Raw genomic sequence first — 10320 nt, 5'->3', positions numbered from 1 at the left:
CACCTTCTCACACGACGTCGGCAAGGCAACATTGCGACAACAGAAAACCACATTTGTGCTTGCGCTCAATGGGGAAGCCCTTGTAGTAGCCTTAGTCGAAGCTTCCAGGTTTCCACTCGCACGCCCGACGCTCGCGAGCGTTCAAGAGGTCGAGCGCAACTCCGCCGTGATAACGTGCAAAGACATCGCAACTCGAACAGGAACAGATCAGGATGATTTCGCATGTTTTCGTTGGGGTTAATGACTTTGACCGTGCGTTGAAGTTCTATTCGGCCGTCATGAGCGAGTTGGGACATCGACTGAAGTTTTGCGAGCCAGATAAACCGTGGGCTGGTTGGATGGCTGAGGGTATGCCGCGCCCGCTCTTCCTTATCGGCAGGCCATATGATGGCAACTCAGCAGAACACGGAAACGGTCAAATGGTGGCATTGCTTGCGCCTGATCGTCGTTCAGTCGACAACGCATACGCCAGCGCGCTGGCAAACTCAGGTTCTTGCGAAGGTCCTCCCGGCTTGCGAGCACACTATCACCCGGACTATTACGGGGCGTACTTCCGAGACCCGGAGGGAAACAGGATTTGCGTTTGTTGTCACGATCCCGTGACTCCGTAGCATTCGCAAAGCCCCGAACACGCTATACACCGGCCTATTTTCGAAGCGGCGCGAGCGGTCGACGGGATCGGGCCCGCTACTGTTCAGTGAACCTAACATTCGGTTGACTTCCTGAGGCATTCGTCACCCCCGATGATCCCGTCGAGGGCTTCCATTCAGCAAGTCAGTCGTTAGCCGAGGTAATCTTGATGAACGGCCTCAGTTCAGGATTTGACAGAGCGAGAAGATTGAGCGTCGCCCCGCCGAACCGACGCGCGAACTCATCGTCCAGCGTATTGTTGTAGTCGGCCACCGGCAGTTCTAAAGGAAACTGTCGCGTGGTAACCGCCAGCACCTTTTCAACGTCAAGCGTATAGGAGACCAGTGCCTGCTTTTCCTCGGACCACATGACCACGACACATCGCTTTTGGGGGTGAGTTGCCATTCAATATCCATATCCGACTGATGCGTCGGATGAGAAATGAAGTTTCGCGGCGCCGTATCCGACGCTAATGGACGTCGACACGCCCCAGCGCAAATATGAACCGCGCGACATGTTTGATGCATTGCGCTGGATGGCTATTTTCAATTTAGGACACTTTTTCCCGATATATTCGGAACCTTAGCCCATCATTCTTCTTTGGAACGGTTTCTGTATCGCGCGGGAGACCAGTCGCACAGCCACTTGCAACCGGATGGTGCGCAGCCAGTCGCACCATCCGCGGCGCCGTGCGGCGGCCGGTCGCGAAAGCGAGCCACGCGCACGTGCTTTGGAAAGACGCTCTAAAGAATACTGTCCAACGCCTTGGCGAGCCTGGCGACCACACCTTCGACGTCATGCAGTTTGTCCAGGCCAAATAATCCGACGCGGAAGGTTTTGAAGTCGTCTGGCTCGTCGCATTGAAGGGGAACACCGGCCGCGATCTGCAAGCCGGCATCGGCGAATTTCTTGCCGGATCGTATGCCGTCATCGTCCGTATAGCAGACCACGACGCCAGGAGCCTGAAAACCTTCAGCCGCCACGCTTTTGAAACCTTTGTCACTCATGAGCGAGCGAATGCGCTTGCCGAGTTCAAGCTGCTCAGCTTTGACTTTCTCGAAGCCATATGCCTCGGTTTCCTTCATGACGTCGCGCAGCGTCGCGAGACTGTCCGTGGGCATCGTGGCGTGATAGGCGAACCCGCCGTTCTCGTAGGCTTCCATGATCTGCAGCCATTTCCCAAGATCACAAGCGAAACTGGTGCTGGTCGTGGCGTCGATTCTTTCGCGGGCGAGAGGGCTGAGCATGACCATTGCGCAGCAGGGTGACGCGCTCCATCCTTTTTGCGGTGCGCTGATCAGGACATCGATGCCGCTGGCCTGCATGTCCACCCAGATCGTACCGGAGGCGATGCAATCCAGTACAAACATGCCGCCGACGGCATGCACCGCGTCGGACACCGCGCGCAAGTAGGCATCAGGCAGCATCATCCCGGATGCGGTTTCGACATGCGGCGCAAAGACCAGATCCGGCTTGTTTTCCTTGATCGCAGCGACGACTTCTTCGATCGGAGCCGGTGCATATGCGGCCTGCCTACCTCGTTCGACCGGACGCGCCTTCAACACCACCGATTCAGACGGAATGTCGCCCATGTCGAAAATCTGCGACCAGCGGAAGCTGAACCAGCCGTTGCGGATGACCAGACACTTCCTGTTCGTCGCGAACTGCCGGGCGACGGCTTCCATGCCGAAAGTCCCGCTGCCCGGGACGATAACGGCCGACTTCGCGTTGTAGACTTTTTTCAGGGCGCCGGAAATATCGCGTACGACTCCTTGAAAGAGCTGCGACATGTGATTGATTGATCGGTCGGTGTAGACAACCGAATATTCGAGGAGTCCCTCGCGGTCGACATCGGGAAGTAAACCTGGCACGCTCGCCTCCGGTAATTGACGGGTAAAAGAATCGAAAACTGATTCTAACGAAAGCCGCCTGCAACGGTATCGGCCGAGACGCCCTCGCCCTTCTTCGATCGCAGTCGCCCCAAAGGTGGCGCCGCTCGGCTCCTCCCGACTGCTTCTCAGGGGAAGATCGGTGTCGTGGGCTCCGCGCCCTCGATATCGGCCTTCGGAAAATGCTGCGCGACCATCTGCTCGATCTCCTGTTCGCGCGATCCAGGCACGTCAGCCATGATCAGGAGCTGGCCGCCACGGATGGCGTCCCGAAAGCGCTCGAGTCGTGCATTCGGTTCGGCGACGCCGATCATCGCGGCCGTCCAGGCCCCGAAGCCGGCACCCGCCAACGTCAATGAGATGACGGCTCCGCCCGCAATAGCGAGTTCCGCGGGAGGAAACGCCAGCGCCACGAGGCCGACAAGCGCTCCGGTCGCACCGCCGAGCGCCACGCCGCGTTCGAGCGAGTGCACGACGTCGCTGCTCTGCAGCAAAGTTGCCTCGGGTAACTGTTCGAGTGCGACGCTGTGATTCGCGAGAACATGGAGATGTCGCCATGTGATCCGCGCCCGCAGCAAGTCGTCTACGATCGCCTTCGCCGTCGACGTGTCAGATGCGAGGAAATAAAGACGTCTCATCTCGACCCTCCGTCAATCAAGCCGTCCTCAAACGGGACTATGCCGTTCATCGTACGCCTGCGGCAGGCAAAAGTTGGCTCCGGGCAGGTGCGTGCCGTGTTTGGATGGATGCTCGCCGCTGTATGCCAGCTTACAAATTCGGAAAACTTCTCCTGGAGACATATGGTTGAGCAAAAATCTGCTGCCAGACTATTTCGCGTAGTTCCGGCAAACCATGCAGGTTTGCGGTCCACATTACGTTAGGCGTCTAAACGGAGGCAAACGATGACACGCGTTCGCGTTGCGGGCTTCACCATTTCGCTCGACGGATACGGTGCAGGCCCGAATCAAGACATCAACAATCCGCTCGGCGTTGGCGGGACGGAACTGCATCAGTGGCTAGTCCCAACACACACGTTCCAGCAAGCCTTGTTCGGCAAGGACGGCGGTACGACCGGGGTTGACGATGATTTCGCCGCCCGTGGGTTTCAGAATGTCGGGGCCTGGATTCTTGGGCGGAACATGTTCGGACCCATTCGTGGGGACTGGCCGGACACAAACTGGAAAGGCTGGTGGGGAGACAATCCACCGTATCACGTTCCAGTCTTCATCTTGACCCATCACGCTCGTCCCCCCATCGAGATGGCAGGCGGCACGACGTTCCACTTCATAACCGGAGGTATTCGCGAGGCGCTCGACCGTGCACGCGAGGCCGCTGCCGGAATGGACGTGCGGATTGGCGGTGGGCCGGACACCATTCAGCAGTATCTTCGCGAGGGCCTCATCGATGATCTGCACATTGCCGTCGCGCCGGTCCTGCTCGGCCGGGGAGAATCGCTGTTCGAAGGGGTCGACTTGCGGGCTCTGGGATACGAATGCGTTGAATTCGTAGCGTCGGAGAAGGCCACGCATGTCGTCCTAAGGCGCCAGGGGCACACGGACGCCTAAGCACTCGCTGAAGGCCTCTTGTACCGCATACTTCAGTGAATCACACCACCGAAAGGATCGACATGGTTGCTGACCTTGCACGCTCCTGGTTGACCTGGAGCGCGCCTGCGGCCGCTGCGCAGGCCTCCGGTCGCCCGCTCGTGGCGCTGGAATCGACCATCATCGCCCACGGCATGCCCTACCCGGAGAACGTTCGCACTGCGCGCGAAGTGGAAGCCTTGATCCGTGACGCGGGTGCCGAGCCGGCGACTATTGCGCTGATCGATGGGCGAATCCACATCGGCCTTTCGGATGACGAGCTGGAAACGATCGGCCGATCGGACCACGTACATAAGGTCAGCCGCCGCGACCTGCCGGCCGTGCTGGCCGGCGGCGGGCTGGGCGCCACGACCGTGGCTGGCACGATGATATGTGCGGCGTTGGCCGGCATCGAGGTCTTCGTCACCGGAGGCATTGGCGGCGTACACCGAGGCGCGCATGAAACCTTTGACATCTCGGCCGACCTGCAAGAACTGGCGAAGACCTCGGTGGCGGTGATCTGTGCCGGTGCGAAGTCCATCCTGGACATCGGGCTCACATTGGAATACCTGGAAACCCACGGCGTGCCGGTGCTCAGTTGCGAACAGGACAATTTTGCGGCGTTCTACACGCGTGACAGCGGCTTTCGCGCGGACTTCAGGCTGGACGACGCGGCGGAACAGGCACGGTTCATTCGCACCAAGTGGGACCTGGGCCTCGACGGCGGTGTGGTGTTGAGCACTCCGGTGCCGGAAGCCGCAGCGATGTCGTTCGAAGAGATCGACGCGCTGACCCAGCAGGCGCTCGACGAGGCCGCTGCACAAGGAATCACCGGCAAGGCCGTCACCCCCTTCCTGCTGGCGCGCATCAAGGCGTTGACAGGCGGGCGCAGCCTGGCGACAAACATCGCGCTCGTGAAACACAACGCCGAGGTCGGCGCAAGGCTGGCGCTAGCGTTGGCACGCTCAAAGCCCAGCACAGGCGCGGTGTAGCCTCACTGCGGTTTCGCGCGGCTGGTGATTTCCTTGACGGCCACCGCGCTGATTTCGAGCCAGTGCCGAAGCTGTTCGCCCGGCCGCTATATGAGGCGCTGGCTCGTCGATATCTGCCTCGCGGAAGTCCCAGGCGTCCAATCGGCAATGCGCGAGACGCACCTTCTCCGCTGCTTTCCACCGGTCGACAACCGCGCCCATGGGCGGCAGCGATGCGTCGGCCGCCGCCCCGGGGCGCAGGGCTGCACGAAGCCAGCCCCGTGCTATCTTTGACGGATTCGACACCTTCCTCTCAGGAGGGCTCGTGGACGTCGCCGTGTGGCTGCACAGCCTCGGAATGGAGCGGTATGAACCGGTGTTTCGCGAGAACGCCATCGACGCCGACGTGCTTCGCGATCTCACCGCGGACGATCTGAAAGAACTGGGTATTGCGTCGGTCGGTCATCGCCGCAAACTGCTCGATGCCTTGACTGAATTGCGGGCGCGAACCGGGCCCCGGCATAGCGCCGCGAGCCCAGGCGAGGCGAAAGGCGAACGACGGCAGGTCGCCGTCCTGTTCGCCGATCTGTGTGGCTTCACGCGGATGAGCCGTGAAGTCGACGCGGAGGAAGTACTCGCCGTGCTCGATCGCTACTTCGAGCAGGTTGACCGCACCATCGAGCAGCATGGCGGGCACGTCGACAAGCACGTCGGCGACTGCGTCATGGCAGTATTCGGCGCGCCGGTCTCGCATGGCAATGATGTCGAACGCGCCGTGCGGGCGGCACTCGCGATCAGGGACGGGATGCCCGACCTGTCGCGTGCGCTCGGCCGCCCGGTCTGCGTGCATATCGGCATAGCCGGCGGCGAAGTCGTCGCAAGCGGCTCCGGTAGCCCGACTCACAGGGAATACACCGTCACCGGCGACACGGTCAACCTCGCCTCGCGTCTCACCGATGCGGCTGAGCCGGGGACGATCCTGATCTCGGAAAGCGTGCGACGCCCGCTGGCTGACCGCCTGGACTGTGTCGAACGCGGCGCGCTGTCGGTCAAAGGCTTCGCGCAAGCGGTCACGGCGTGGTGTATTGCCGGCCTTCGGCGCTCACGCCCGGGCCGGCCGTTCGTCGGCCGGCATCATGAGATGCGGCAATTTCGAGCCGTGCTCCATTCCTGCCGCGAGACCGGAGGCGGACGCACCGTTCTGCTGCGCGGTGAGGCCGGGATCGGCAAAACACGCCTGGTCGAGGAATTCGAACGCGAGGCGCGGGAGTCAGGATTCCTTTCTCATACTGGCCTCGTGCTCGACTTCGGTGCGTCAACCGGACGTGGCGCAATCCGGTCTCTCGTGCGCGGCCTGTTGGCAGCCGACGGCTCAACCGACCGAGCGAGTGCCACTGGCGTCGAGCACGCGCTCGCCAGCGGTTTGATCGACGCTGGCGACGCACTCTTTCTCGAAGATCTGGTCGATTTGCCGATGGGGTTCGAGGACCGGGCAGTCTACGACGCCATGGACAATGAAATGCGCGTTCGCGGCCGACGCAACGCCCTGACCCGGCTCGTCCAACGCGCGAGCCGCCAGCAACCTCGGGTACTGGTCGTCGAGGACATTCACTGGTCGGACGAATCGACGCTTCGCGACCTCGCCGGACTATCGGAAACGATGGCGGGATGTCCGGCCGTACTCGTGCTGACAGTGCGGACGCACGGCGATTCGAGTGAACAGCCGTGGCGCGTGGCGACCGGCGGACCGTATTCGCTGATCGATCTGGGTCCGCTGAGCGCCGGCGACGCGCATGCGATGGCCAGATCGTTTCCCGGGACGCAGGCAGGTCTGGCGGGACGCTGCATCGAACGGGCGGCGGGCAATCCGCTGTTTCTCGAGCAGTTGCTGAACGATGCGCAGGACGGCGAAGGGACCGGCGTGCCGGGGTCGGTGCGAAGCCTCGTACAGGCACGGCTCGATCGGCTTGATCCCGCCGATAAGACAGTGCTGCAGGCTGCCTCGGTGCTCGGCCAGTTGTTCGAGAAGGAGGCGGTCGATTTTCTCGTCGATGGCGCTGGCGCCGATGCGGATGCCGGCGTTGCGCTGGAACCGCTTGTGATCGGTCTGCTGTTACGACGTCAAGGCACCGGATTCATCTTCCATCACGCACTGATTCGCGACGCAATTTATGACGGGCTGCTGAAAAGCCGGCGCCGCGATTTGCATCGTCGCGCCGCACAGTGGTACGGCGAGCGCGACCTCGTCCTGCGAGCCGAACATCTCGATCGCGCGGGAGAACCCGGGGCAGCGCTCGCCTATTGCGAAGCAGCGCGCTCGCAGGCGTCGGGGCACCGCCATGAAGCCGCGCTGCGGCTTGTCGAACGAGGGCTCGATCTCGCGGACCAACGTAGCGACCGCGCCGCACTCGAGTGTCTACATGGCAACGTCTTGCATGATCTGGGCGACATGAAGTCGGCACTTCATGCATTCGAAATCGCCCTCGAATATGCGACGACGGACGCGGAGCGGTGCCGCGCATGGATCGGGCGGGCCACGGTGAAACGGATCATCGACGATCTCGACGGTGCATGGGCCGACCTCGACTCCGCCGCTGAAGCCTCCCAAGGCCTGTTGCGCGAAGAGGCGCGCATTCACTTCCTGCGCGGCAATCTGTGTTTTCCCCGCGGCGATATCGACGGCTGCGTACGTGAGCACGGGCGCAGCCTTGCCCTCGCGCGCGACGCGTGCGATCCCGAACAGGAGGCGGCCGCACTCGGCGGCCTTGGCGATGGCGAGTACATGCGCGGCCGGATGATCAGCGCCCACGCGGCCTTCAGCCGCTGCATCGAACTCTGCCAATGCCATGGCTTCGGACGGATCGAGGTGGCCAACCTTCCGATGCGGGCGATCACGACGTGGTTTACCGGCGAAGCCGCGAGCGCACTCGACGCCGCGCTTGCCAGCGTCGCCGCAGCGCAGAAGGTGGGGCATCCCCGCGCACTCGCCGTCGCCCATCACGCTGCCTGGCACTGCCTGCACGATCGCGCGGAGTGGGATCGCGCGTGGGAGCACGTCGCTCCTGCGCTACAGTGCGCGCGCGAGCTGAAATCAAGGCGCTTCGAAGGTGAAGCGCTCGCGTTTCGCGCGGAATTGCATCGGGTCGCCGGCCGTCCGCGCGAAGCGCGCGCCGATATCGAAGCGGCGCTGTCGATCAGCCGGGAGACCGGCATGAACTACCTGGGCCCCGCTTATCTCGGCGTGCTCGCGCGCACGACGGACGACCCCGTTGTCTTCGCACAGGCGCTCGCGGAAGGCGAAGCTTTGCTCGCGGCCGGTGCGGTGAGCCACAACCACTTTCTGTTTCGACGTGATGCGATAGATGCATGCATCGACCGCAAACGCTGGGATGCAGCCGCGCACCATGCTGCGGCCCTTGAAGACTACGCTCGCCGCGAGCCATCGCCCTTTTCCGGATTTTTCGTGGCGCGCGCACGGGCGCTTGTCTCGTATGGAACCGGCAATCGCGATCCGGCATCGCTGAAGGAACTCCAGCGGCTACGGCAGGAGGGCAGCGGCCTGGGTTTCCTTTATGCGCTCCAGGCGATCGAGGCCGCGCTTGCGGGCGAAGCCGATAGAGGAGGATAGGGTCGCCGCGCTCACTCCTGTTGACGCCGTCCAACCATCACCGTATCTTGCAATCCAAGGTAAAGCGACATGACACGGCAGTTGTGTCTGACTGTTTTCCGTTGACCTGGCCACGACGATGAACATTGACGATCGGCTTCTCGAGAGCAAAATGATCGCGATCGAGCAGGCGAGATCATGGAGTCCGCGCGTCATTTCCAAGCTCGAGACTCTGATCAGGAGCGGCGACGAGCTGTCCGTCTACCGGGTCAATCCGCTGGCGTTTGCGCGAGATCGCGGCATAAGCGAGGCTGAATGCATTGACCTCTTTCTTCATGCGGCGCGATACGGATTGTTCGAGATGAACTGGGACGTTCTTTGTCCGCAGTCGGGAATGGTCCTCCACAGCTTCGGATCATTGCGCACTCTCAAGACCCATTACGTCTGTGGGCTATGCGACGTTACGGGCGAAACCGACCTCGACGATTTCATCCAGGTCACGTTTTCAATATCACCCGAACTTCGGAGGCTGACGTTCCACGATCCCGAGTCGCTTTCCGTTGAAGATTTCCACTGGAAACTGCGATTTAACGGTGACGGTCGGTTCGCCGGCCAGCAAGTCCGGTTTCTCGACTTCTTGCGGGGGCTCGTGCGCGGCCTCACGTTCCTGCCGCCAGGTTCGACGACGACCCTGCAGGCTGTTCTTGGCCCCGGTGCCTTGACGGGTGTGAATGTCGAGACACAAGCCGCTCTCATTGTTCCGATCGCTGGTGAGGCCGCTACCTCGCCGACACTGTTGCAGGTCGGTTATGACGGTCAACGGTTTGCCCCGGCGCTCTCCGTTGTGCCGCCTGGTCCTGTCGTCATTCAAGTAAGGAATACCGGGAGCACGCGCGGGTCGCTGCTCTTGATCAATTGGCCTCCAGAGGTCGTTGCTCAGGCCATCAAGCCGCCGCTCGAATTCGAACCGTATCTCTCCGGAGGGGCGCTGGTGGCACGACAAACCTTCCGGCGCCTGTTCCGCTCGGAGAACGTTGACGAGAAGGAAGGCCTTGGGATTCGGCAGGTGACGTTCGTTTTCACGGATCTCAAGGGTTCGACGGCCATGTATGAACGCATCGGTGATCTGAATGCGTACGGCCTCGTCAGACAGCATTTCGCCTTGCTTGAGATGATCGCACAACGGTACTCCGGCGCTATCGTAAAGACGATTGGCGACGCTGTGATGGCCGTCTTTTGTCGACCAACGGACGCAGTTTGCGCGTCGTTGAGTATCGTGGAGGAAATCGGCCGCTTCAATCGCGAACGTGGAGAACCGGCGATCATCCTGAAGATCGGGGCACATTGCGGGCCGTCGATTGCGGTGACACTGAACGACAATCTCGATTATTTCGGCCAGGCCGTCAACGTCGCCGCGCGCGTGCAGTCTCTCGCCGACGCCGGGGAGATTTGCATTTCGGAAGCGCTCTATAGTGCGCCTGGGGTCCGCGACCTCCTTGGTGGCCGCACTGTCGTCGAATTTGAGGCTCCGCTTCGCGGCCTCCAGGGCAGGGCAAGCGTGTATCGCATCGTGTCCGAGTGGTGACGGCTTACGGCGCCGATCCTGCCTCCTCCTGGGGCTATTCTTGTTTGCTCAACAT

9 protein-coding genes and 1 pseudogene are annotated in these 10320 nt (G+C 61.7%); 7 read left to right on the top strand and 3 right to left on the bottom strand.

Annotated features, from left to right (window positions below; all coding sequences use genetic code 11):
• Window positions 1–241, top strand: a 241-nt coding sequence (locus tag HDG37_RS38900) for a hypothetical protein (RefSeq protein WP_221312249.1), incomplete at its 5' end; no start/stop codon positions are given.
• Window positions 213–611, top strand: coding sequence for a VOC family protein (locus HDG37_RS35070; RefSeq protein WP_184055671.1), 399 nt, complete (start codon window positions 213–215; stop codon window positions 609–611). The genes HDG37_RS38900 and HDG37_RS35070, both read left to right, overlap by 29 nt.
• A gap of 163 nt (window positions 612–774) precedes the next feature.
• Here HDG37_RS35070 and HDG37_RS35065 read toward each other — a convergent pair whose 3' ends face one another.
• Window positions 775–1035: a hypothetical protein gene (locus HDG37_RS35065; protein ID WP_184055669.1), complete on the bottom strand. Its 261-nt coding sequence runs from the start codon at window positions 1033–1035 to the stop codon at window positions 775–777.
• Between HDG37_RS35065 and HDG37_RS39810 the strand changes: the two are divergent.
• Window positions 1034–1171, top strand: a pseudogene (locus tag HDG37_RS39810) (IS5/IS1182 family transposase); the annotation flags it as partial. The gene HDG37_RS35065 and the pseudogene HDG37_RS39810 sit on opposite strands and share 2 nt — an antisense overlap.
• Window positions 1172–1373: 202 nt before the next feature.
• Here HDG37_RS39810 and HDG37_RS35060 read toward each other — a convergent pair.
• Window positions 1374–2501: an aminotransferase class V-fold PLP-dependent enzyme gene (locus HDG37_RS35060; protein WP_184055667.1), complete on the bottom strand. Its 1128-nt coding sequence runs from the start codon at window positions 2499–2501 to the stop codon at window positions 1374–1376.
• Window positions 2502–2647: 146 nt separating this feature from the next.
• On the bottom strand, window positions 2648–3157 hold the full coding sequence (locus tag HDG37_RS35055) for a DUF1269 domain-containing protein (protein ID WP_184055665.1): 510 nt from the start codon (window positions 3155–3157) through the stop codon (window positions 2648–2650).
• 264 nt (window positions 3158–3421) lie between these two features.
• Between HDG37_RS35055 and HDG37_RS35050 the strand changes: the two genes are divergently transcribed.
• From HDG37_RS35050 to HDG37_RS35035, 4 genes are all read left to right on the top strand, one after another.
• Window positions 3422–4084: a dihydrofolate reductase family protein gene (locus tag HDG37_RS35050; protein WP_184055663.1), complete on the top strand. Its 663-nt coding sequence runs from the start codon at window positions 3422–3424 to the stop codon at window positions 4082–4084.
• Window positions 4085–4146: 62 nt separating this feature from the next.
• Window positions 4147–5094 carry a pseudouridine-5'-phosphate glycosidase gene (locus tag HDG37_RS35045; protein WP_184055678.1) on the top strand — a complete coding sequence of 316 codons (948 nt, stop codon included), beginning with the start codon at window positions 4147–4149 and terminating at the stop codon, window positions 5092–5094.
• A 304-nt stretch (window positions 5095–5398) separates the two neighbouring features.
• Complete coding sequence (locus tag HDG37_RS35040; RefSeq protein ID WP_184055661.1) at window positions 5399–8701, top strand: adenylate/guanylate cyclase domain-containing protein; 3303 nt, start codon at window positions 5399–5401, stop codon at window positions 8699–8701.
• A 118-nt stretch (window positions 8702–8819) separates the two neighbouring features.
• Window positions 8820–10265 (top strand): adenylate/guanylate cyclase domain-containing protein, encoded by a 1446-nt coding sequence (locus HDG37_RS35035; protein WP_184055659.1) that lies wholly within the window; start codon window positions 8820–8822, stop codon window positions 10263–10265.
• Window positions 10266–10320 lie beyond the last annotated feature (55 nt).

The organism is Paraburkholderia sp. MM5384-R2, from assembly GCF_014201025.1.
GTDB classification, from domain to species: domain Bacteria; phylum Pseudomonadota; class Gammaproteobacteria; order Burkholderiales; family Burkholderiaceae; genus Paraburkholderia; species Paraburkholderia tuberum.
Note: the sequence above shows the minus strand (reverse complement) of the source record. Positions and strands in the feature narration are given on the sequence as shown.

What these genes read in the sequence shown, in the direction of transcription:
- HDG37_RS35070 (WP_184055671.1), top strand. Translation starts at nt 213, where the DNA reads ATGATTTCGCATGTTTTCGTTGGGGTTAATGACTTTGACCGTGCGTTG.
- HDG37_RS35065 (WP_184055669.1), bottom strand. Translation starts at nt 1,035, where the DNA reads ATGGCAACTCACCCCCAAAAGCGATGTGTCGTGGTCATGTGGTCCGAG.
- HDG37_RS35055 (WP_184055665.1), bottom strand. Translation starts at nt 3,157, where the DNA reads ATGAGACGTCTTTATTTCCTCGCATCTGACACGTCGACGGCGAAGGCG.
- HDG37_RS35050 (WP_184055663.1), top strand. Translation starts at nt 3,422, where the DNA reads ATGACACGCGTTCGCGTTGCGGGCTTCACCATTTCGCTCGACGGATAC.
- HDG37_RS35045 (WP_184055678.1), top strand. Translation starts at nt 4,147, where the DNA reads ATGGTTGCTGACCTTGCACGCTCCTGGTTGACCTGGAGCGCGCCTGCG.
- HDG37_RS35035 (WP_184055659.1), top strand. Translation starts at nt 8,820, where the DNA reads ATGAACATTGACGATCGGCTTCTCGAGAGCAAAATGATCGCGATCGAG.